Below are 21,902 nucleotides of genomic sequence, written 5' to 3' on the forward strand. Positions count from 1 at the left end.
ATGGTACGGCTCACACGCATCTACACGAAGACCGGCGACGACGGGACGACGGGCCTGGTCGACGGATCCCGCCGTCCGAAGTGCGACCTCCGGCTCGAGAGCTACGGCACCGTCGACGAGTTGAACGCGGTGCTCGGCCTTTCCGTGGTCGCGGCCCGTCGCGACGGTGGCGAGATCTCCGCCGCGGTGGGCGCACTCCTGGAGCGGCTGCAGCACGACCTGTTCGACCTCGGAGCCGATCTGGCCACACCGGGTAACGGAGAGGGCCTGCGGATCACCGATGGGCAGGTCCGAGCCCTCGAAGCCGCGATCGACGAGCACAACGCGTCACTGCAGCCTCTCGAGAGCTTCGTCCTGCCGGGTGGCACGGAATTGGCCACTCTGCTCCACCAGGCGCGCACGGTGTGTCGGCGCGCCGAACGATGTGCGGTGCATCTGGCGGCCGAGGAGGAGATCGGGTCCCACGTGCTCGAGTACCTCAACCGTCTCAGCGATCTGTTCTTCGTGCTCGCACGGGCGGCGAATGCGCAGGGGGCGGGGGACGTCCTGTGGGTCCCCGGGAAGAATCGATCCTGAGACAGCGCCCGAGCGTTGTGGCCACGCTCACGGCTTGATGTTAGCCTGACGGGCAATCTGGGATCGGGGTGTGCCCCGCTCCGGTCTGCGCGTCGGGACGGCGGACTCCTGCCCGTGCCTCTCACCGCACGTCACGACGCAAGGGCGTCGACCGTCGGCGAGCCGCCGCGGACGCCCGACAACCCGTGTTGGAGGTGGCTGTCGTGCAGCGACGACCCGTCCCCTTCGTGGACGTTCCCGCGATGATGCGTGTCCACGGTGAGAACGTGGAGAAGGCGATCGCCGATGTCGTCCGCTCCGGAATGTTCATCAACGGCCCCAAGGTGCACGAGCTCGAGCAGCGACTCGCCGAGTACGTGGGGGTGCGCCACGCCATTGCCTGCGGCTCCGGGACCGACGCCCAGCAACTCGCGCTGATGGCCCTCGAGATCGGTCCCGGCGACGAGGTGCTCGTCCCCGACTTCACGTTCATCGCCACCGCCGAGGCCGTGGCGAACGTCGGGGCCACGCCGGTGATGGTCGACGTCGACCCACTGACCTTCACCATGGATCCCGTCGCCGCGCGCGCGGCGATGACGCCGAGGGTGAAGGCCATCGTGCCGGTGAGCCTCTTCGGCCAGACGGCGGCGATGGACGTGTTCGAGTCCATGGCCGAGGAATTCGGCGTCCACTGCATCGAAGACGCCTGTCAATCGCTGGGAGCCCGTCTGGGCGATCGTCGCAGCGGGAGTTTCGGGACGGCGGCCTTCACCTCGTTCTATCCGAGCAAGCCGCTGGGAGGGATCGGTGACGGGGGCATGGTCTTCACCGAAGACGACGATCTGGCCGAGCGGATCCGCCTCGTGCGCGAGCACGGTCAGGTGGGTCGTCACGAGCACGCCGTCCTGGGTGTGAACAGCCGGCTGGACGCCCTGCAGGCCGCGGCTCTTCTGGTGAAGCTCGACACCTTCCCGCGTGAGGTCGAGCTGCGCCGGGCGTGTGCCGAGCGCTACGACACGGCGCTGGCCGACCTGGTCCGGACGCCCTTCATCGCTCCGGGTCGCTTCTCGAGCTACGCGCAGTACACGATCCGGCTGGCCGACTCCGGATCGCGCGACGTCTTCTGCGATCATCTCTCGGAACTCGAGGTCCCCACGGCCCTGCACTACCCGCGGCCGGTGCAGACGCAGGTCTCGTTGCAGCGCGTGATCCAGCGGCGCGTGCCCACCCCGGTGACCGCCGAGCTCTGCGAGACCGTGATCTCGTTGCCGTTGTCGGCCTACATGGAGATCGACGACCAGGAACGGGTGATCGAGGCGGTCCACAGCTGGGCCGTGAGCGGTGATCGGGCGGCGGCGGCCGGGCGCTGACCCCACGACACGACCGTGTGAACCTTGCGAAGCGGCGCGGGACTTTCCCGCGCCGCTTCGTGTATGATCTCCGTGTACGATCATCCCAGCGCCTCGCCCTACGGCGCGTCCGCCCGTCCCTGATCCTCTCGACCCCTCCCGGTACCCCGTGCAGCTCGCTCGACACCGCCGATCGACCCGCGGGATCGTCCTCGCGGTCCATGCCGTCCTGTTCGTCCTGATCGCAACGTCCGCGTCCGCGGCCGACTGGCGCTCGTGGGTCGACGGAGCCGACTACGATCCGAGCGTCCCCGATCCCGACCAGTGGCTCGGGCGTCCCTTTGCCGAGCGTCATACCACCGTCGAAGAGATCTTCGGTTACGTGCGCGCCCTGGAGCGCACGAGCGATCGCGTGCGGGTCGAACGGATGGGACGGAGCGTGCAGGGCGACCCGCTGTTGCTGCTCGTGATCGGCGAACCGGGGGTCGAGGTCTCGACGAGCCGTCGGGACTCGCTGCTACGGATCGTCCGTGATCCGTGGCGCTCCGACGAGGAGCGCCGCCGTCGCGCGGCCGAGGGGTTGCGGCCGGTCGTCTGGATCGCCTGCAGTGTGCACGGAGACGAGGCATCGGGTTCGGACGCGGGGCTGTTGCTGGCCTATCACCTGGCGGCCGATCGGAGCGAGCGCACGCGAGACATCCTGCGCGAGTCGATCGTCCTCGTCGGTGCCTCGCACAACCCCGACGGTCGCCGTCGCTTCCTGCAGCACGTCCGCAACTTCGGCCGGCACGAACTCGATCCCGATCCCTCCCCGTGGGCGGCCGAGCACTGGCAGTTGTGGCCCGGTGGGCGCACCAACCACTTCCTCTTCGACCTCAATCGCGACTGGGCGTTCCTCACGCAACAGGAGACGCGTTCGCACGTCGATGCCTTCCTGCGCTGGCGTCCCCAGGTCTTCGTCGATCTGCACGAGATGGGGCGGGAGTCGAGCTACTTCTTCCCTCCGCCGGCCGACCCCATCAATCCGAACATCCCCGAAGACCACCTCGAGTGGTTCGAGGTCTTCGGACGGGCCAATGCGGAAGCCTTCGACGCGCGCGGTTTCGATTACTACGTGCGCGAGGACTTCGATCTCTTCTACCCCGGCTACGGGGACAGTTGGCCGACCTTGCAGGGTGCAGTGGGCATGACCTACGAGCAGGCCACCACGCGTGGTCGGGCGCTGCGTCAGCGCGGCGGACGGATCGTGGGCTATGCCGACGCCGTGCACCGTCATTTCGTGGCTTCGTTGACGACGGTTCGCACGACGGCCGAGCGATCGCGGGACCTGGTGCGCTCCTATGTCGAGTTCCACGAGGAGGCCCGGCGCCGGGCCGAGGACGACCGCCGCGAGGAGCTGGTCGTCTCGGTGGCCACCAAGGGTGCCGAGGCGACACGTCTGGCCCATGTGCTCGCGGAGCAGGGGATCGAAGTGTGGCGCACCAACGAGGCGCGTGAGGTCTCGCTGACCGTCTACGACGACGACGACGAGCGCGACGTGCGGTTGCCCGCAGGCAGTTTCCGCATTCCCGTGCAGCAGCCCGCGTACGCGCTCGTGCGGAGCCTGCTCGATCCCCATACGCCGATGGACGACGAGTTCCTCGCCCAGGAGCGCGCGCGCCGGGAACGTGGCCTCCACAACCGCTTCTACGACGTGACCGCCTGGTCGCTGGTGTTCAGCTACGGGGTCGAGGCCTACACTTCGTCACGGCGTCTCGACGTCCCGAGCGAACGCTTGCGCCACGGCGAGGCCGACTGGCATCCCGACGGTGGCATCGTGGGGTCGCGGGACGCCGGCTACGGTTGGATCGTGCCCTACCGCGACAACGCGGCGGTCGAGGCCTTGCTCGCATGCTGGAGGGCCGGCCTGCAGGTCGAGACGGTGCTCGGTGCCTTCGTGCACGGCGGCGTCGAGATTCCGCGCGGAAGCTTCGTCGTCAAGCGGGCCGCCAACGACCACGTGGTCGACCTCGACGACGTGATGGCGTCGGTGGCCCGGAAGGCCGGAGTCGACGTCCACGGGATCGACGCGAGCTGGACCGATCGCGGGCCATCCCTCGGCAGTGGGCAGGCACGGGTCCTGCGCGAGCCGTCGGTCGGTCTGGTGACCGGACCGGGGGTCTCGCCGGCCAGCGCGGGCGGGCTGAACTGGTTGCTCGAGGACCGTTACGGCCTGGACTTCACCACGCTCCTGCTCGGTTCGCTGCACCGGGTCGATCTGTCGGACTTCGACGCACTGCTGATTCCCTCCCTGGCCGACGCGCACGCACTTCCCCTGGACGCACTCGAAGGATGGGTCGAAGCCGGTGGAGTCCTGGTCGCCGTGGGTGACGGCGCGGCAGCCATCGTGGAGCCGCGCGGCGAGGACACCGAGCAATGGACCACCGTCCAACGTGTGCGCGATCTGGCCGATCTCACCGACGAGGAAGGACGTCTGGGTGAGTTCGTGGTCGGTGCCGATCCCGAACCCGACGAACCCGGTTCGCCGTTGCCTCCCGAGCGCCGCCCGCTACGGACGCCCGGTGCCATCGTGCGCCTGCAACTGGACGAGTCGCACTACCTCACGCTCGGCGAGAGCCGAACGGCCCACGCACCGGTCCTCAGCGATCGCATCCTGACTCCGTCACGGAGTGGACGTACGGTTGCGCGGATCGATTCCGAACAGCCGCGGCGGTCGGGATTCATGTGGCCGGTCATGGAGGAGGCCCTGAAGGGCAAGGCCTACCTGGTCGAGGAGACGCGCGGCCGCGGCCGCGTGATCCTGTTCGCCGAGGACCCCGGATTCCGCGGCACGTGGGAAGGATTGCACCGCCTGCTGTTGAACGGGTTGCTGTTGGGACCGAGTCTCGCGGGCTGAGCGGGATTCAGTCCTGGAATCGGTGTCGAGACGCCACGTATTCGTGACGCCCATCACGACGGATTGCGTGTAGGATCGCACACCACAGATCTTGAAGACCCTTACCGCTGGCGCGGGTCACGGGTTCGGGTAGACTGACCATCGACGATCGGTCAAGAGATCGTTAACCTCCCGAGGTCTTCCCGGCCCGCGCCGGGATCGGACCGAAGAGGAGCGCGGACGTGGTCCGCATGCATCGCAACTGGGGGTCGAGCTCACACACGGGCGCCGTGAGTCGACCTGTCGAGCGATTCACTGGGCGTGGTGAACGCTCGCGATGCAGGGCAGGTTTCGGAGGACCGGCGGAACCACGGGACCAGGTTCCCCGGTCGATCCACTCCGGAGCTCCGACCCGTCCGCGCTCCCACCTCGACTTCGAACGGACTCACCGATGACGCCGCCGGATCCCGGGTCGCGCCCGGTCGAGACCGAGCTCAAGCTGCTGTTGCCCGATCGCGAGGCCGTCCGGCGTCTGATCGACGCCCTGGGCCCCGAGTCGACCCCGCAGCACCAGGTCAACGTGTACTTCGACGACGGCGACGGAACCTGGAGCGCGGCCGGGTGGGCCGTGCGCCTTCGCCGTGAGAACGGCTCGCTGAAGTTGACCGTGAAGACCACGGGCACGGCGCGGGGGGACTTCGTCGAGCGCGGCGAGTGGGAGACCGATCTCGATCCCGATCGCGAGGCCGCATTGTCCGACGGCGGTGCGCCGCTCCTGCAGGCCGTCGAGCGGTTGCTCGGCGATCAGGACCTTCCACCGCGGCTGCGCGAGGCGGGCCTGCGCCCGGTCGGGACCATGCGCAACCTGCGCCGCCGGGCGCCCCTGCCCGGCTTCGAGGGTCTGGTCGTGGAGTGTGACGAGACCACCTACCCCAACGGCGAGGTCCTGTACGAGGCCGAGCTCGAGGTCGAGGACGCGAGCGGGGCCGAAGACGCCGTCTCGCGGTTGCGTTCGATCTTCGAGCGCCTGGACCTGCCCTGGCGGCCGTCCGACGTGAGCAAGCGCGCGCGGCTCGAGCGTGTTCTCCGGGGCGGCGCCGCGTAGATCCGCACGAGCAGGGTACGCGACGGCCGGCCCCGCTGGGCGGAGCCGGCCGTTCGTGGGCGCGCGATCAGGGGCTGACGGAGACGCCCTCGGACCGGTCGAGTATAGACGACGCGCTGCGAGAGGACCAGAGCGCGGTGGTCTCGGGATCGCCGTCGATCTCGGCCATCAGTCGCTCGGTCAGGGTGGTGCGATCCTCGGGGTCGCCCGACGACAGCAGGCGTTCGGTCTCGTCGGTGGTCTCGACGCGTGGTGTGCGTGTCTGGAGCAGCGGATGGGCGTCGGGGTCGACGGTATCGCTCGGGACCGGCCGGTAGCGGTTGAAGAAGTCCAGGTGCCACCAGAGGAACTCACCGACGCGGCGCCGGCCGCGGTCGTCGTCACCGAAGTGGGCGAGGGCGAGGGCGCGGTAGCGGCGCAGCACGTCGAGGCGCGCCTCGGGATCGAGCAGGTGATCGCGTCGCTCGGCGATCTCGCGGAAGAGCCATGGCTTGATCAGCGCACCGCGCGCGAGCATCACGCCGGCACAACCGGTGTGGGCGCGGTGCCGCTCGACGTCGCGCCAGGTCAGCAGGTCTCCGTTGCCGATCACCGGGATCGTCACGCTGTCGACGAGGGTGGCCACGGCGTCCCAGTCGGCCGCGCGGCTGTAACGTTGGGCCCGGCTGCGTCCGTGCAGGGTGACGGCGTCGGCTCCCGCGTCCTCGCAGGCACGGGCCACCTCGAGGAAGCGCGGCTTCGAATCGTCGTATCCCAGGCGAATCTTCACGGTGAGCGGTACGTCGATCGCCGCCCGCATGGCGGCGACCAGCTGCTCGACCTTGCGCGGCTTGCGCATGAGCGCCGCCCCCATGCCCTTGCGGCAGAAGGCGTCGATCGGGCAGCCCAGGTTCACGTCGACGAAGTCGGCCCCGCGTTCGACCGCGATCCGTGCGGCGTCGGCCATCTCCTGGGGGACACGGCCGGCGAGCTGGGCTCCGAAGGCCGGTTCGTCGTCCGCGCGGCGCAACAGTGCCATTTCGCCCCGCTTGCCCTTCAAGACGAAGCGCGCGACGGCCATCTCGCCGCAGGTGATGCGCGCTCCCAGCTCCACCGTCAGCCGACGGAAGGGGAGGTTGCCGCCCTTGGTCAACGGGGCGAGCAGCACGGAGTCGCGGAAGTAGGCCTGTCGGGCGTCGGCGTCCATGGGCGACCAGCTTAGGAGGTTTCGGGCTGGTGGCCAGCGTCGACTTGACCGCCGTGTCCGGGTCGGTCCACCCTCTGCGCTTCCCGCGCCGCGAACCCGGCGCGCTCGACCCGCTCCCGGAGGCAGACCTTGGAGTTCGTGAGCATCGCCGATGACGTGCGTCTCGGCCAGGACGTGAAGATCCACCGGTTCGTGAACCTGTACGGGTGCGAGATCGGCGACGAGACGCGCATCGGCACCTTCGTGGAGATCCAGAAGGGGGCGCGGATCGGCCGCCGGTGCAAGATCAGCAGCCACACCTTCGTGTGCGAGGGTGTCGACATCGGCGATGGTTGTTTCGTCGGCCACGGCGTGCTGTTCATCAACGACAAGAACCCGCGCGCCGTCACCCCCGAGGGCGAGCCCGAGGGCGAGGACGACTGGGCCGGCCGCTTCGTCCGTACCCGCATCGGCGACCGGGTCTCGATCGGCTCGGGGGCGATCGTCATGGGCGGCGTGACCGTCGGCGACGACGCACTGATCGGTGCTGGTGCGGTGGTGACCCGCGACGTGGAAGCGGGCGCGACGGTGGCGGGGGTGCCGGCCCGCGTCATGCGGCACGGCGGCTGAGTCGTTCTCGTCCCCCTGGCGCGCGAATTGTTGGGCCTCGACCGGGGCCGGCCGTGGAGAGCCGGTCGGTGTCGATCGAGGTGGCCATGCGTGGAGTGCTGTTCGCCCTTCCCGAGGACGTCGAACGCTTCGAGGTGGTTCTGCGCCGCGGCCTGGGGGCCGAAGCGCTGTTGCCGCGGGGTCGTTGGTTGCCCGCGCGTCGCGACAACCGCACCGTGGTCCGCGCCGCGCTCCGGCGTCGCGGGTGGGTGGTCCGTGAGCGGCCCGAACGCGCCTTCGACCGGATCCTGGTCGATGCGGCCGTGCCGCCGACCGCGGTCCTGCCCTGGCTCGCCCCCGGCGGACGGGTGGTCCTGTGGTTCGAGGGCGGACGCTCGCCGTGGGTGCTGGGGCCGATCGCCGGCCCCGTGGCCCAACCCGAGATCGCGGCCCTCGCGGTGGGCCACGGCGTGGACCGATCGGGCCTGCATCCCGAGCACACGACCGTGGTCGGAGACCCGCGCCTCGATCCCGCGGCCGACCCGGGAGCCGCGGCCCGGGCTCGCAGCTCCCTGGGACTCGACCCTCGCCGTCCCGTGATCGTGGTCGCCCCGGAGCGCGCTCTACCCGGAGACCGCTGGGCCGCCGCGCTCGCCTCCCTGCGATCCGACGCGCAGGTGGTGCTCGCACCGAAGGGTGCGGTGTGGTTGCGCGATCCCTGGCCGCGCGCCTGGACCGGTCCCGGACTCTTCGTGGCGCGGCCCGGCGAGGAGCCGGCCTTCGCGGATCTGCTCGCGGCGGCCGATCTCGTGGTGTGCGACGGCGAGGCGATCGCCCGTTCGGCTCTCATCTGCGGGCGGGGGGTCGTGGCCTGGGCCGACGGTCGCCATGGCCGCCCGGACGGAGAGTTCGACGTCGTCGACGACGTGCACCGCCTGCGGGAAGCGGTCCTGGACCGCTCGCTCGCTCCCGCCCCGCACGCGTCCGGGTCCGCGTCGGCGACTGCGGCGCTGGCCGCGGTGTTCACCGCCGCGCCTCTCGACGTCGCTGCGCTCTGATCGCCGGGTGCTCAGTGGCCCGCGCTCGCCTCGCGCCAGACCGGGGCGGCGTCGAGCACCACCGACATCCGACCTCCCAGCCGGGCGGCGGGTCGCGGCTGGGACGTGGCCACCGGGCGCCGGCGCTGACCGTGTTGGGCGAGCAGCCGGGCAACGTCGACACGACTCTGCGGGTCGTCGGTCCCGGTGATCTCGCGGGTCAGGACCATTCCGCACAGCCCGTCCTCGATCAGGTCGGACAGGCGTTCGACGTCGCGATGCCGAGGCTGGTCGCGGCGCAGCATCGAAGGCAGGACGCCCGAGGCCAGCAGGGTGGGTGTGCCGCGGTCGCTGGCGTGTCGGACCGCCGAGGCGAGCATCGCATCGGTTCGGCGGGTGCCGAGCGAGTGGCGCAGTTCCTCGCGATCGAAGAGCAGGGCGTCCGCCACCTCGCAGAGGGGTCGCAAGGCGTGACGCAGGGCGCGCGGTGTCGACAGGGTCACGCTGAGCCGGACGGAGTCGGGCAGGAACTCGCGGGCATGCAGCACGTCCTCCGCGCTCCGCACCCCGCGCAGGTTCACCCAATCGAAGTCCTCGGCCGCGGCGAAGACGAGGAACTCGCTCGTCGTGAGCAGCGTGTCGCGATGCCGGGTGTCGGGGCCCGGGATGTCGAACAGCACCGGGTGGGCGCACGCCTCGCGACGGCGCTCGATCGTCTCGAGCGTGCCGCTGGCGCCGTCGATCCGCACCCAGTCGATGCCGCGGGGCACTGCGCCGGGCCCCTCGATCGTGGCGACGAGAAGAACCGGCAGGGAACGGGCGGCGTCGACGGAGGGCGAGGCCAGCAGCTGCGGAGTCATGATTCCTCCACGGGACGAACGGCAACGATCTTCGACGCCGCGCTGTGCAAAGGCGGTGCCGCGTCCGTGGTGAGGGCCGCGCGGGCGGTCTACGACGGGCCGGACGCCGATTCCCCACCGTGGGCGGGACGGCGGGGAGGATTGGCCCGGAAGTTGGGTCGGCAAGCTTTGCGACGATGCGAGAACAGGATGTGCGTCTGAACGCGTGCCACCTCACTGCGCGTGGTGAAGCGATCGAGCAGCAGATCCCGCAGGTGGTCGGTGTCGGTCACCACGACGTGCAGCAGGAAGTCGTGTTCGCCGCTCACGTGGAACACCGCGACCACCTCGTCGACGTCGTCCACGTCGTCGAGGAAGGTGTCGACCACCTCCCGCGAGTGTTGGGTCAGCTGCACGGCGATCAGTGCCTGGACGCCGATTCCCAGCGCGTCGTCGGACACCTCGGTCCGCGCGGGTCCGAGGGCCCCGGTCGCTCGTAGCCGTCGCACGCGTTCCAGGCACGACGAGGGGGCGAGGTGCACGCGCGCGGCCAACTCCTTGTTGCTCAGCCGAGCATCGTTCTGCAATGCCTCCAGGATGTCGAAGTCGATTCGGTCGAAGTCGCTCACAGGGCCTCGGTTCCGGAGTGGATTCGGTATCGAACGAACAGGATTCGACTAGTGTGTACGATGACCGAAGGTCGTGCAAGCAGAGTCCGCGTTCCCCGGAGGCCCCCGTGTCGATCCATCCGCGCACCCGCAGTGTCCACGCCGGTCGGGACGACCTCGCCCGGCTCGGCGTCCACGCTCCGCCCATCGACCTGTCGAGCACCTATCCGCTCCGCGACCTCGACCGTGCCACCGGTAGCCTCGACGCCATGGCCCACGGGGAGGGACCGCGTCACGGCGAGGCGGTGTACGCGCGCCTGCACAATCCCACCGTCGCGCGCTTCGAGACCGCACTGGCCGAACTCGAGGAATGTGCCGAAGCCGTCGCCTTCGGCTCGGGCATGGCTGCCATGACGGCGGTCCTCATGGCCGCCCGCGAAGACGGCGACGAGATCGTCGCGGTGCGTCCACTCTACGGAGGCAGCGATCACCTGCTCTCGGGTGACCTGCTCGGGCTGACGGTCCGATGGACGGCGGCCGACCGTGTGGCCGCGACGATCGGTCCCCGCACGGCCCTGGTCGTGCTGGAGACGCCGGCGAATCCCACCCTCGATCTCGTCGACCTCGACGCCCTGGTCGGTGCCGCGGACGGCGTGCCCGTCCTCGTCGACAACACCTTCGCCACACCCGTCCTGCAGCGCCCGGCGGGACACGGTGCACGCATGGTCCTGCACAGTGCGACGAAGTTCCTCGGGGGCCACGGCGACGTCGTGGGGGGCGTGGTCGCGACCGATTCCACGTGGGCGGCACGTTTGCGCCGTGTGAGGGTCGCCACGGGAGCCCTGTTGCATCCACTCGCGGCCTACCTGTTGCATCGCGGACTGCCCACCCTCGGCCTGCGGGTGGAGGCGTCGCAGGAGACGGCGACCGCGCTCGCGGCGCGCCTGGCCGACCACCCGTCGGTCCGCGCGGTGCGACACCCGTCGCGACCCGGCGCCGATCCCGACGGTCTGGTCGGTCGTCAGATGAGCGGGCCGGGTTCGCTCGTCACCTTCGACGTCGACGGCGGACACGAGGTCGCGGCCACGGTGATGAAGTCCACGCGGTGGTTCACGCCGGCGGTCAGTCTGGGATCGGTGGACTCGTTGATCCAGCACCCGGCGGGGCTGACCCACCACGTCGTCGATCCCGACGCCCGCGCCGCCAGTGGAATCGGGCCGCAGACGCTGAGGATCTCGGTCGGCCTGGAACACGTCGACGACCTGTGGGCCGACCTCGACTCCGCGCTGCGGCGCGCGGCGGATACGAGGGTGCGACCGGTGCGCGTCTGATCACCGACTTGTCGTCGGCCGGAGGATCCCGGATCATGGAGGCTTCCCCGCAACCCGGTGCGTGACTCCATGCCCATTCCCGTGGTCGACGCCGCGTCGCGGCGGCCCCTGCGCCGCGCCGACTTCACCGACTGGACCTCCTACTACTGGACCTACCAGCACCAGTTGGTGACCGAGCACCTCGTGCCCTGTCTCCGGGACTGGGATGTGTGGTCGGACGGTGTGCGTGTGTTGGACGTGGGATGCGGCGACGGCGGCGCGAGCACGGCGCTCGCCGAACACGGAGCGCGGGTCCAGGGCTTCGACCTCGACGGCAGGCGCATCGCCGGCGGGGTCGAGCGGGCCCGGGCCCGCGGCGTCGATCTGGACCTGTCGACGGCCGACGTCACCGACGCCGACACCCTCGACGACTTCGCCGGTCCCCACGACCTGATCCTCTTCCGCGACGTGCTCGAACACATTCCCGATGTCGATGCCGCACTGCGGAATTGCCGCGCACGCCTCGCCGACGGCGGAGGCATCGTCGTGATCTATCCGCCGTACTGGTCTCCGTACGGGGGGCACCAGCAGATCCTGCACCCACCGAAGAAGCTCGGTGTGCGCTGGGCCAAGCTTCCCTTCGTCCACTGGCTCGGTCTGCATCCATGGCGTGCCCTGGCCCGTGGTCCGGAAGGCGACGACCCCGAGTGGGAGGAGATCGAGACGATCCGACGCGCGTGTCTCACCGTCGGAGGTCTCGCCGATCGCGCGCGCGCACACGGTCTGCGTGTGGAACGGGCGCGTCGCTATCTGCTGCGTCCGACCTTTCGTCTCCGTTACGGCACGCCCGTGGTGGGGGCCGGCTGGCTCGGGGAACTGCCGGGCCTGCGTGAACTCCTCGTGACGGGAAGCTGGGAGCTGTTGCGCGCGGTTCCGCGTGACGGAGTGTGACGGACGATCGCTCTCCTCGGCGCTCACGGGAGACGACCGGGCTTGGCGTGCGCACCCACTGCGGGTCCGTCCCGTGCTACGCTTCCGTGACACCGGGAGTGAGACACCATGGAACCGATCGACTACGAAGCCGAGTACGAACGCCTCCGAGACGAGATCGAGCAGTTGCCGCCCGAGCAGCGGGAAGCGCTTCGTGCGCTGCACGCCGAATCCGTCGAACGCCACGAGCAGATCCAGCGCGCCCGTACGCAGAACGAAGAGGCCCTGACCGCTCTGCGCCTACGTCTGCAGGAGATGGCCGACGGATTCCATCGACTCGACACCGCGGTCGCCGACCTGCGTCTGGTGACCAAGATGGCCCTGTTCGAGTACGAGGCGCGCCAGCGCGAGAGTCGCGGGGGCGGCACCGAGCCGCCCGTCGACGACGCCTGAGCTTGCTCCACGGCGCGGCCCGACCTACGATCCGCCGATCATGGACGAACGACCGATCGAACTCCCCGAGGGCCGTCCCGCCATCCGCGTGATGATGATGCCGCGCGAGACGAATGCGCACGGCACCATCTTCGGCGGGATCATCCTTTCCTACATCGACCAGGCCGGCGCGGTGGGTGCCGTCGAAGCTGGTGCCATGCGCGTCGTCACCGTGGCCATGGACAAGGTCGAGTTCCATCAACCCGTCTACGTGGGTGACCTGGTGTCGCTGTTCACCGAGGTGGAACGACGAGGTCGGACCTCGCTCACCATGCGGGTGACCGTGTGCGCCCAACGGGCGAAGCAGCCCCGGGATCTGGTGCTGGTGACCGAGGCCACCGTCACCTACGTGAACGTCGACGACGCCGGGACGCCGGCGGCGCTCGAGCCTCCCGTGTCCTAGGCCCGGCTCGCGTCGATCAGCCCGTAGCCGAGGAGCCGCCGTAGGCGATCCTGGGGCCAGTCGGCGTGGATCTCGATCGGCGCCTCTCCGTCTTCCAGCCTGATCGTGCGGGCGTGGAGCAGTTGGCCGTTCCGGTCCGGATCGAGCGCCGGATCTCCGTAACGAGGGTCGCCCACCACGGGCAGGCCGACGATCCGGCAGTGGGCGCGGATCTGGTGGGTGCGCCCGGTGAGAGGTTCGGCTCGGAGCAGACTCACGCCGCCGCTCCGGCGCAAGAGGTGGAAGCAGGTGCGTGCACGCTGGCCGCCGATCGTCGTCTCCTCGCCGGCATCGATCATGCGGGGTTCGTGGGTGCGGGCATCACGGCGCCGCGCGAGCGGGACGTCGACGTCGAAGCGCGCGGACTCGGGGGTGCCGTGGACCACGACCTCGTAGGTCTTGTGCACGTGATCGTGTTCGAGCGCGCGGCGGAATCGATCGAAGGCCGCCGCCGTGAGCGCCACGACCACGACCCCCGTCGTGTGCCGATCGAGACGGTGGCAGGGCTCCGGACGGACTTCGCCGGACCCGATGCGATCGCGCAGGAACTCCCGTAACCAGGCGGCGAGTGCGTGGTCGTCGCGTCCGTCGTCGCTGCAGGCGACTCCGGCGGGTTTTGCGACGAAGAGGAGGTCGTCGATCTCGGCGAGCACCTCGATCGGCGGACCGGTGTAGGGACGCGCGGGTGATGACGGCGGTTCCGTGCCGGCCGACGGGCGCGGTGTGTGGTGGACGACGACACGATCTCCTTCGGAGAGTTGCTGGTCCGCCCGACCACGCTTGCCGTCGACCCGGATCTTCTTCGTGCGCAGCAGGCGGCGCACCAGCGACATCGGGACGCGGCCCAACTGCACGGCGACGAAGCGGTCGAGGCGTCGGCCGGCGTCGGCGGCGGTGACCACGAACTCGTGCTTCACGACGCCTCGCCTCCAGTCGGAGGCCAGGGTTCGCCCAGGTCGCGGAGCCGCTCCACCGGGTCTCCCGCACGCGCGGCGGGGACGCGCCGGAGCACGATTCCCTCGCCCGTGCACACGGGGCAGGCCGGATCGGGATCGTCGCCGACTCCACAGCGCGGGCAGGGGAGCGACACCACCGCCGCGGGTTCCTCGTCGCAGGGTCTCGATGGTTCCATGGCCGGCGGCCTCCGACGAAGAAGGGGACGACCGCGCGGTCGCCCCCTCCGTCGATTCGATCGAGTGGCGCGGGGCGCTCAGTCCTCGATGTCGAAGCTCACGCCCTGGGCGAGCGGGAGCTCCGGGCTCCAGTTGATGGTGTTGGTCTGGCGGCGCATGTAGGCCTTCCACGAGTCACTCCCGGACTCGCGGCCGCCGCCCGTCTCCTTCTCCCCGCCGAAGGCACCGCCGATCTCCGCACCGCTGGTGCCGATGTTCACGTTCGCGATCCCGCAGTCGCTGCCCTCGTGGCTGAGGAATCGCTCGGAGCGGTACATGTTGCTCGTGAACAGGCTCGACGACAGGCCCTGCGGTACGTCGTTGTGCATGGCGATCGCTTCGTCGGTGTCGGAGTACTCCATCACGTAGAGGATCGGGGCGAAGGTCTCCTCCTGCACGATCTCCATGTCGTTGCGGGCCTTCACGACCGTGGGCTCCACGAAACAGCCCTTGCGGTCGATCCGCTTGCCACCGCAGAGGACCTCGCCGCCCTCCTGCTCGATCCGAGCCATGGCGTTCATCATGTCGTCGATCGCACCTTCGTCGATCATGGGTCCGACCAGCGTCTCGGCCTCCAGCGGATCGCCGATGGGCACGCTCTGGTAGGCCTTGACGAGCTTCTCGGTGAACTTCTCGGCGATGCTCTCGTGGATGATCAGCCGGCGCGTGCTCGTGCAGCGCTGTCCCGTGGTGCCCATGGCGCCGAAGGCGACGGCACGCAGTGCGAGGTCGAGGTCCGCCGTCTCGTCGACGATCACCGCGTTGTTACCGCCGAGTTCGAGGATGCTGCGGCCGAGACGTCCGCCGACGACCTGGCCGATGCGCTTGCCCATCTTCGTGCTCCCGGTCGCGCTGATCAGCGGGAGGCGTTCGTCGTTGATCATGCGCTCGCCGATGACCGAACCGCGGCCCACGGCCAGCGAGAACACGCCCTCGCAACCGTGTTCCTTCATCACCCGGTTGCAGATGTGCTGGATTGCGATCGCGCACAGGGGAGTCTTCGACGAGGGCTTCCAGATCATCGTGTCGCCACAGGCGGCGGCGACCATGGCGTTCCAGGCCCACACGGCGACCGGGAAGTTGAAGGCGGTGATGATGCCGACCGGCCCGAGCGGATGCCATTGCTCGTACATGCGGTGACGATCGCGCTCGCTGTGCATGGTCAGGCCGTAGAGCTGTCGCGACAGACCCACGGAGAAGTCGGCGATGTCGATGGCCTCCTGGACCTCCCCCTCGCCCTCGCTCAGGATCTTGCCCATCTCCCAGGCGACCAGCTGGCCGAGAGGCCGCTTGTACTTGCGGAGTTCCTCGCCGATGTCGCGGACGACCTCGCCGCGCTTCGGGGCCGGTGTCATGCGCCAGAGCCGGAATCGTTCCTGCGAGGCCTGGACGATGGTCTCGTACTCCTTCTCCCCCGCCTGCAGCACCTTGGCGATCGGCTCGCCGGTCACCGGGGACACGCTCGTGAGCTCCCCTCCACTCGGATTCTCGAGCCAGTCGGCGGCGTAGGCTCCAGAATTCACACCCGAAAGTCCCAGTTCACGTAGGAAGTCCCGCATCGCGCTCGTGCTCCGGTTGGTGGCGTAGGCTGGTTCCGTCCCGCGCGGACGCGCGGACGTGGGGCGTCGGAAGGGCGCCCGACCGGGCACGATAGCACAGGGTCTCCGCGGTGGCCACGGCACCCGGGAGCCGGTAGTTTCCCGTCCACTTCCCCTGACTGGAGACCGTCGTGAGCACCTCCGGACCGTCGAACCGCCTCGCGCACGAGAAGAGCCCCTACCTGCTGCAGCACGCCCACAATCCCGTGGACTGGTATCCGTGGGGCGACGAAGCCCTGCAGCGCGCGAAGGACGAGGACCGGCCGATCTTCCTGTCGATCGGCTATTCGACCTGCCACTGGTGCCACGTCATGGAGCGCGAGTCGTTCGAGAACGAGGAGATCGCACGGCTCATGAACGAGCGCTTCGTGTGCATCAAGGTCGACCGCGAGGAACGTCCGGATCTCGACGAAATCTACATGGCGGCGGTGCAGGCGATGACCGGACAGGGGGGCTGGCCCCTCAGTGCCTGGCTCACCCCCGACCTGGAGCCCTTCTACGGCGGGACCTACTTCCCGCCGGACGACCGTTTCGGTCGACCGGGATTCCCACGTGTGCTCGAGGCCCTGTCCGAAGCCTGGAACGAGCAGCGCGAGCAGGCGTTGACGCAGGCGCGGAAGCTGACCGAGGCCCTGTCCGGCCTGGGCGTCCCACGGGCCGGCGGTGAGATCGACGGTCGCGAAGTCGTCGACCGTACCTACGAATCGTTGCGGAACAGCTTCGAGCCGCGCAACGGTGGTTGGGGCAACGCCCCCAAGTTCCCGCGCACCGACTTCGGGGCCCTGTGTCTGCGCGTGTTCCACCGCACCGGCGACGAGCGCGCCCTGGACATGGTCTCGACCACGCTCGACGCCATGGCGCGCGGTGGGATCTTCGACCACCTCGGAGGCGGCTTCGCACGCTACTCCACCGACGAGCGTTGGCTGGTTCCGCACTTCGAGAAGATGCTCTACGACAACGCCCAGCTCGCCTTCCACTACGTCGAGGCCGTGCAGTTGACCGGTCGCGAGGATTGGGTCGCGGTCGCGCGTGCCACCTTCGACTACGTGCTGCGTGACATGACCGACGAGCGCGGTGGCTTCCACTCGGCCGAGGACGCCGACAGCGAGGGCGAGGAGGGCCGCTTCTACGTCTGGTCGATGGAGCAGATCGAGAAGCTGCTCGACGCCGAGGAACTGGACGTGTTCGCGGCCTACTACGGCGTGACCGCGGGCGGCAACTGGGAGGGGAAGAACGTCCTCGAACGCGCCACCACGATCGAACACGTGGCCCAACAGGTCGGGGTCGACGCCGGCGAGGCCATGGCGCGCCTCGACCGTGCGCGCGAGAGACTGTTCCGTCATCGTGAGCGCCGCATCCGGCCGGGTCTCGACGACAAGGTGCTCACCGCCTGGAACGGGTTGATGGTCCAGGCGCTGGCCCGCGGTGCGGTCGTGCTCGACGAACCGCGCTACGCCGAGGCCGCCGCGCGCGCCGCCGATTTCCTGTTGAACGAGATGCGCACCGATGGCGGTCTGTTGCGTCGCTGGCGCGAGGGCGAAGCTGCCATCGATGCCTTCGCCGAGGACTATGCCTTCCTCGTGCGCGGTCTCCTGGAACTCTACCAGTGCGATCTCGAGCCCCGCTGGATCCGGGCCGCGCGCGAACTCCACGACGAGTGCTTCGATGTCTTCGGTGACCCCGACGGCGGTGCGCTGTTCAATACGCGGCCCGATCGTGCCGATCTGATCGTCCGGACGAAGGCGGGATACGACGGCTCGATCCCCACCGCGAACTCGGTCGCCGCCGCCAACGCGCTGGTCCTGCACGAACTCACCGGTGAGGCCCGCTATCGGGAGCAGGCCGAGGGGATCGTGCGCACCTTCTCGGCCCTGCTCGAGGAGGCGCCCATGGCCATGGTGAGTCTGGTCCTGACCATCGACGCCCTCGAGAACGAACGCCCTACGGTGGTGGTCGCGGCCGCGGACCGCGACGAGGCCCGTGCGTGGGTCCACCGTGCGCGCCGGGGCTACCACCCCGATCTGGTGGTCGCGCACGCGCCGGCCGGCGATCCCCCGGCAGGTCTGGACATCCTCGAGGGCCGCACCGCGGCCGAGGGAGCTCCGCCGCGCGCCTACGTGTGCCGCGGCTTCCATTGCGAAGCGCCGACGGAGGATCCTGCCGATCTGGCGGGGGCAGCAGGTCTGCAAAGGAACGAGGGGGAATCGTCCCAGGGGTTCGCGTGACGACCTGCATCCCGCTCGCGGCCCGCGGCACGGCGCTTGCCACATTCCTGCGGTTCGCGCACGCTACCGCACCGACGATCCATCGGAGGGGGCTCCCTCGGTGACCGAAACCACCCTCGAGACGCCTCGCGTCCGGCCTTCCATGCACGCTCTCGTGCTCGACGGCCGGCTGCGCCTCGGTCAGCTCCCGCGGCCGGCACCCGCGGTGAACGGCGTCGTCGTGCGCGTCGACGCCTGCGCGGTCTCCCGTGTCGATCTCGACCTCGTCGCCGGGCGCCGCGCGGTGCAGGTGCGCCCCGCGGTCCTCGGCCACGAGTTCGTCGGCACCGTGGAGGAGGTCGGCGAGCGGGTCGACCCGGCCTGGCGGGGCCGGCGTGTCGTGGCCAGGCCCGTACTCGGATGCCGTCGGTGCGCGAGCTGCCGCGATCGCCGGACATGGCAGTGCGAGGAGGGTCGGGTCGGGGGGCTGGGGATGGGCCTGGTCGACGGTGCCTTCGCCGACTACGTCGGGGTCCCGGTCGAAGCCCTGATCCCCGTGCCCGGCGTCCTCGACGACGAAGAAGCTGTCCTGTCGTACTCGGTCGCCGTGGGCCTCGAGGTCCTGGCGCAGGTGCAGGGCGCACCGCCCCAGCGGATCCTCGTGGTCGGCGACGGAAACATGGGACTCCTGCTGACGCTCATGCTGCACGCCGCCGGACACACTGTGAGCGTGATCGGGCGACACCCTTCGCGCCGCGAACTGCTGTGGCGCAGCGGAATCGGTTTCCACGCTCTCGGCGATTCGGGTGCGCTCGACCCCGACGAGTGGAGCAGGGTCGTCGGTGAGCCCTTCGGTGTGGTGGTGGAGTGCTCCGGTCGCTCGGGCGGTCTGGACCTCGCCGCTCGTGCGCTGCGACCCCGCGGACGGATCCTCATGGTGAGTGACCACGCCGGGCAGCCCGGCGCGGACCTGCGCTTCCTCGTCGGTCGCGAAGCCGAGTTGGTCGGCGTCGGAGGCGGCCCTCTGCAACCTGCGATCGAGTTCCTCTCGACCCGCGTCGTCGACGTGTTGCCCCTGATCGACGCGAAGTACCCCCTCGACGACGGGGTGTCCGCGGTCGAGCGGGCCGGGCAGCGAGGCACTCTGCGAACCATGCTCGTCCGCGTGCCGCGTGAGAGGAGGGTGTGATCGTGCGTGCGGTCGTCGTCGGAGAGACCGGTCCGCAGTGGGCGGAGCGCGAACGTCGATCGCTCGTTCCCGGTCAGGCGCGCGTGCGCGTGCGCACGAGTGCGATCACCGGCCTCGATCGCGACGTGATCGCCGGACGCGTCGGCTTCACCGGCACGCCGGGTCACACCTTCGTCGGCGAGGTCGTCGAGGCCGACGGGCCTTCCGCGCGCGACATCATCGGTCGTCGGGTGATCCCGCGTGGATCCTGGGGTTGTGGAATCTGCGACGCGTGCGCGGCCGGCCTCGAAGAGCGCTGCGCATCACCGCGGATTCCCGGTTTCGTCGGGGCCGACGGCGCGCACGCCGAAGAGATCGTGGTTCCCGTCCGCGCACTCGCACCGCTCGACGAGGTGATCACCGACGAGGCCGGTGTGCTGGTCCCTGTGCTCGCCGGCATCCTGCAGACGATCGTGCGCGCCGACCTGCCCCCCTGGACCAACGTCCTCGTCGTCGGGGACGGGGGCACGGGTCTGATGGCCTCCACGCTACTCGCGCAGTCCGGCTACACCGTCACACTCAACGGCAGACACGGCGACCGCTTCGACGTCGTTCGACGGCACCGCGTCAACTTCGTGCTCACGGCGGACGACGGCGAGAGTGCGTGGCGTCCCGGCCGGATCGGACCGACCCCCATGCGCTACCCCGTCGTGGTCGATGCCAGTGGCAGTGCCGAGGGATGGCAGGACTGCCTGGAGCTCGCCTCACCGGGCGCCACCGTGCTCGTGCTCTCGAGCATGTGCGACGGGATCCCGCGGCCGGTCGAGCGCGTGCAGGAGAAGAGCCTGCGTCTGATCGGCGTGCGCGAAGGTCCCGTGGAGCCAGCGATGGCGATTCTGGCGGCCGGCCTGTTCGATCCGACCGAAGTGGTCCGCCGTATCGATTCCTTCGATGACGTGCTGTCCGCCTACGACGCCGCGGACAAGCACACCAACTGGCTGACGATGCTCCGCATGGTCGGCTGAGGATCGCGGGAACCCGACCCGTGGGATCGGGGCCCGCGCCGGACCTCAGCGAGCCGCGATGCGGATCCCGCCGCTTCCCGTGTCGAGGTGCACACGCGCCGCGCCACCGCCGATCTCGAATTCGATCCGGTCGCGCTCCTTCGAACGCACCAGTGCCTCGGCGATGTCGAGGTCGACTCCGCCGCTCGAGGTCTCCGCCCAGACGTGTGCGGATGCCGTCGCCGGAAGGAGCAGGCGGATCGAACCGCTGCCGGTGTCGATCTCGAAGTCCCCGTCGCCCATGCGCGCGAGGTCCACCTGCACCGATCCGCTGCCCGTGTCGACGACGAGTTCGTCGGCCTCGAGCGCCGTGCACTCCACCGAACCGCTGCCGGTGTCGATGGTGACTTCGAAGAAGCTCGACCGATCCGTCTCGACGCTGCCGCTGCCCGTGTCGATCAACAGTCGTTCACCGCGGGCACCGAGCAGCGTGACGCCGCCGCTTCCGGTGTCGATTTCCACACTTCTGCCGTCGATGTCGCGGGCATCGACGTTCCCGCTCCCGGTGTCGACGTAGAGGTCGCCGCTCACGCCCGTCACCTCGACGTGGCCGCTGCCCGTGTCGACTTCGAGATCGCCCTCGACACCTCGGGCGAGGATCTCGCCGCTGCGGGTCGCCAGGTCCAGACGCGCGACGACCTCGGAGGCCCGCACCACACCGACGCCGTTGCGGACGGAGAGGCCGGCCTCACGCGGAACGCGGATCGTGACGTCGGCCCACATCTCGGTCCCGTCGCCGCGGCCGCGGACCTCGAGACGGTCGCCGCCGAACAGGCTCCAGCCGCCACCGCCGCCGTCACGGTCCATGCGGACGCGGCCGCGCCCGAGTTCGGGATAGACGAAGCGGTCCTCGTCGGGAAAGTGGACGGTGAGCCGGGCCCGACGCCCGTCGTCCGTTTCGAACTCGACCCGGTCGACCGCGGCGTCGGAGCCGCGAACCTCGACGAGCACCTCGAAGCCCGAACCGTCGTGGCCCTCGACCGTGACGGCACCGATGAGGTTGGCCACGCTCAAGGACTCGGCGTCGAAGCGGAAGGTCTCCTCGAACTCCTGCGCCCACACCGGACCGTGGGTCAGGGCCAGGAAGAGGACGACGGCGAGCACGGGCCGCACCGGGGATCTGTGATCGGTGAACATAGTGGCCTCCGCAGGGGAAAGGGGGAAGGGTCGCGCGGGTCCGTGCCGGGGACTTTGCGTCGACCTGTGTCCATTGGAACGTCCCGAACCCGTGGAGAGTTGCATTGTGCCTCCGAGATTGTGCATTCCCCAGCGGGGCGGGCCCATCGGCTCGCCCCGCTCGTTTCGGCCCTCAGAACGCGTACTTCAGCTCGTGTCGGCGGTTCACCGGCAGTTCCCGTGTCTCGATCCTCCGCTCGTAGT

At 69.7% G+C, this 21,902-nt stretch carries 20 protein-coding genes; 13 read left to right on the forward strand and 7 right to left on the reverse strand.

Going from position 1 to position 21,902, the window contains the following annotated elements; genetic code table 11:
- The 4 genes from VKA86_17560 to VKA86_17575 all read left to right on the forward strand — a co-directional run bounded on the left by VKA86_17560 (position 1) and on the right by VKA86_17575 (position 5,884).
- Complete coding sequence (locus VKA86_17560) at positions 1-576, forward strand: cob(I)yrinic acid a,c-diamide adenosyltransferase (GenBank protein ID HKK73012.1); 576 nt, start codon at positions 1-3, stop codon at positions 574-576.
- 203 nt (positions 577-779) lie between these two features.
- On the forward strand, positions 780-1,925 hold the full coding sequence (locus tag VKA86_17565; protein ID HKK73013.1) for a DegT/DnrJ/EryC1/StrS family aminotransferase: 1,146 nt from the start codon (positions 780-782) through the stop codon (positions 1,923-1,925).
- Positions 1,926-2,073: 148 nt separating this feature from the next.
- Positions 2,074-4,800, forward strand: coding sequence for a M14 family metallopeptidase (locus tag VKA86_17570; protein HKK73014.1), 2,727 nt, complete (start codon positions 2,074-2,076; stop codon positions 4,798-4,800).
- Positions 4,801-5,230: 430 nt separating this feature from the next.
- Positions 5,231-5,884, forward strand: coding sequence for a CYTH domain-containing protein (locus VKA86_17575; GenBank protein HKK73015.1), 654 nt, complete (start codon positions 5,231-5,233; stop codon positions 5,882-5,884).
- 67 nt (positions 5,885-5,951) lie between these two features.
- Here VKA86_17575 and VKA86_17580 read toward each other — a convergent pair whose 3' ends face one another.
- Entirely contained in the window at positions 5,952-7,070 is a 1,119-nt protein-coding gene (locus VKA86_17580) for a tRNA-dihydrouridine synthase family protein (GenBank protein HKK73016.1), read from the reverse strand.
- A gap of 129 nt (positions 7,071-7,199) precedes the next feature.
- On the opposite strand from VKA86_17580, the gene VKA86_17585 reads away from it, so the two are divergent.
- Together VKA86_17585 and VKA86_17590 are read left to right on the forward strand one after the other, a co-directional pair.
- Positions 7,200-7,679, forward strand: a complete 480-nt coding sequence (locus tag VKA86_17585) for an acyltransferase (GenBank protein ID HKK73017.1) — start codon at positions 7,200-7,202, stop codon at positions 7,677-7,679.
- 68 nt (positions 7,680-7,747) lie between these two features.
- Positions 7,748-8,716, forward strand: coding sequence for a hypothetical protein (locus VKA86_17590; GenBank protein ID HKK73018.1), 969 nt, complete (start codon positions 7,748-7,750; stop codon positions 8,714-8,716).
- A gap of 11 nt (positions 8,717-8,727) precedes the next feature.
- Here VKA86_17590 and VKA86_17595 read toward each other — a convergent pair whose 3' ends face one another.
- Both VKA86_17595 and VKA86_17600 read right to left on the reverse strand, forming a co-directional pair.
- Positions 8,728-9,555, reverse strand: coding sequence for a hypothetical protein (locus VKA86_17595; GenBank protein ID HKK73019.1), 828 nt, complete (start codon positions 9,553-9,555; stop codon positions 8,728-8,730).
- An 89-nt stretch (positions 9,556-9,644) separates the two neighbouring features.
- The gene (locus tag VKA86_17600; GenBank protein HKK73020.1) at positions 9,645-10,163 is read right to left on the reverse strand and encodes an Lrp/AsnC family transcriptional regulator; all 519 of its coding nucleotides are present in this window, start codon (positions 10,161-10,163) and stop codon (positions 9,645-9,647) included.
- A 107-nt stretch (positions 10,164-10,270) separates the two neighbouring features.
- Here VKA86_17600 and VKA86_17605 point away from each other — a divergent pair, with 107 nt between their 5' ends.
- The 4 genes from VKA86_17605 to VKA86_17620 all read left to right on the forward strand — a co-directional run bounded on the left by VKA86_17605 (position 10,271) and on the right by VKA86_17620 (position 13,277).
- Positions 10,271-11,473, forward strand: coding sequence for an aminotransferase class I/II-fold pyridoxal phosphate-dependent enzyme (locus VKA86_17605; protein HKK73021.1), 1,203 nt, complete (start codon positions 10,271-10,273; stop codon positions 11,471-11,473).
- 57 nt (positions 11,474-11,530) lie between these two features.
- Positions 11,531-12,403: a methyltransferase domain-containing protein gene (locus VKA86_17610; protein HKK73022.1), complete on the forward strand. Its 873-nt coding sequence runs from the start codon at positions 11,531-11,533 to the stop codon at positions 12,401-12,403.
- 108 nt (positions 12,404-12,511) lie between these two features.
- Positions 12,512-12,835 carry a hypothetical protein gene (locus VKA86_17615; GenBank protein ID HKK73023.1) on the forward strand — a complete coding sequence of 108 codons (324 nt, stop codon included), beginning with the start codon at positions 12,512-12,514 and terminating at the stop codon, positions 12,833-12,835.
- Between the two features lie 40 nt (positions 12,836-12,875).
- Positions 12,876-13,277 carry a hotdog domain-containing protein gene (locus VKA86_17620; GenBank protein ID HKK73024.1) on the forward strand — a complete coding sequence of 134 codons (402 nt, stop codon included), beginning with the start codon at positions 12,876-12,878 and terminating at the stop codon, positions 13,275-13,277.
- Here the strand turns inward: VKA86_17620 and VKA86_17625 are convergent.
- From VKA86_17625 to VKA86_17635, 3 genes are all read right to left on the reverse strand, one after another.
- A complete protein-coding gene (locus VKA86_17625) occupies positions 13,274-14,233 on the reverse strand; it encodes an RluA family pseudouridine synthase (GenBank protein ID HKK73025.1) in 960 nt (319 codons plus the stop codon). The two genes, VKA86_17620 and VKA86_17625, sit on opposite strands and share 4 nt — an antisense overlap.
- The gene (locus tag VKA86_17630) at positions 14,230-14,448 is read right to left on the reverse strand and encodes a hypothetical protein (protein HKK73026.1); all 219 of its coding nucleotides are present in this window, start codon (positions 14,446-14,448) and stop codon (positions 14,230-14,232) included. The genes VKA86_17625 and VKA86_17630 overlap by 4 nt, the downstream gene beginning before the upstream one ends.
- A 78-nt stretch (positions 14,449-14,526) precedes the next feature.
- Complete coding sequence (locus VKA86_17635) at positions 14,527-16,047, reverse strand: aldehyde dehydrogenase family protein (GenBank protein HKK73027.1); 1,521 nt, start codon at positions 16,045-16,047, stop codon at positions 14,527-14,529.
- A gap of 170 nt (positions 16,048-16,217) precedes the next feature.
- Between VKA86_17635 and VKA86_17640 the strand changes: the two genes are divergently transcribed.
- The 3 genes from VKA86_17640 (at position 16,218) to VKA86_17650 (ending at position 20,483) form a co-directional block, all read left to right on the forward strand.
- Entirely contained in the window at positions 16,218-18,311 is a 2,094-nt protein-coding gene (locus VKA86_17640; GenBank protein HKK73028.1) for a thioredoxin domain-containing protein, read from the forward strand.
- A 100-nt stretch (positions 18,312-18,411) separates the two neighbouring features.
- Positions 18,412-19,479 (forward strand): alcohol dehydrogenase catalytic domain-containing protein, encoded by a 1,068-nt coding sequence (locus tag VKA86_17645; protein HKK73029.1) that lies wholly within the window; start codon positions 18,412-18,414, stop codon positions 19,477-19,479.
- Positions 19,480-19,481: 2 nt separating this feature from the next.
- Entirely contained in the window at positions 19,482-20,483 is a 1,002-nt protein-coding gene (locus VKA86_17650) for an alcohol dehydrogenase catalytic domain-containing protein (protein HKK73030.1), read from the forward strand.
- Positions 20,484-20,528: 45 nt separating this feature from the next.
- Here VKA86_17650 and VKA86_17655 read toward each other — a convergent pair whose 3' ends face one another.
- On the reverse strand, positions 20,529-21,659 hold the full coding sequence (locus VKA86_17655; GenBank protein HKK73031.1) for a DUF4097 family beta strand repeat-containing protein: 1,131 nt from the start codon (positions 21,657-21,659) through the stop codon (positions 20,529-20,531).
- Positions 21,660-21,902: the final 243 nt, after the last annotated feature.

The sequence above is a fragment of the Candidatus Krumholzibacteriia bacterium genome (assembly GCA_035268685.1).
Taxonomy (GTDB): Bacteria; Krumholzibacteriota; Krumholzibacteriia; order JAJRXK01; family JAJRXK01; genus JAJRXK01.

Coding starts and splice junctions, on each gene's coding strand:
- VKA86_17655 (HKK73031.1), bottom strand. CDS start 21,659: ATGTTCACCGATCACAGATCCCCGGTGCGGCCCGTGCTCGCCGTCGTC.
- VKA86_17615 (HKK73023.1), top strand. CDS start 12,512: ATGGAACCGATCGACTACGAAGCCGAGTACGAACGCCTCCGAGACGAG.
- VKA86_17620 (HKK73024.1), top strand. CDS start 12,876: ATGGACGAACGACCGATCGAACTCCCCGAGGGCCGTCCCGCCATCCGC.
- VKA86_17630 (HKK73026.1), bottom strand. CDS start 14,448: ATGGAACCATCGAGACCCTGCGACGAGGAACCCGCGGCGGTGGTGTCG.
- VKA86_17595 (HKK73019.1), bottom strand. CDS start 9,555: ATGACTCCGCAGCTGCTGGCCTCGCCCTCCGTCGACGCCGCCCGTTCC.
- VKA86_17575 (HKK73015.1), top strand. CDS start 5,231: ATGACGCCGCCGGATCCCGGGTCGCGCCCGGTCGAGACCGAGCTCAAG.
- VKA86_17635 (HKK73027.1), bottom strand. CDS start 16,047: ATGCGGGACTTCCTACGTGAACTGGGACTTTCGGGTGTGAATTCTGGA.
- VKA86_17560 (HKK73012.1), top strand. CDS start 1: ATGGTACGGCTCACACGCATCTACACGAAGACCGGCGACGACGGGACG.
- VKA86_17580 (HKK73016.1), bottom strand. CDS start 7,070: ATGGACGCCGACGCCCGACAGGCCTACTTCCGCGACTCCGTGCTGCTC.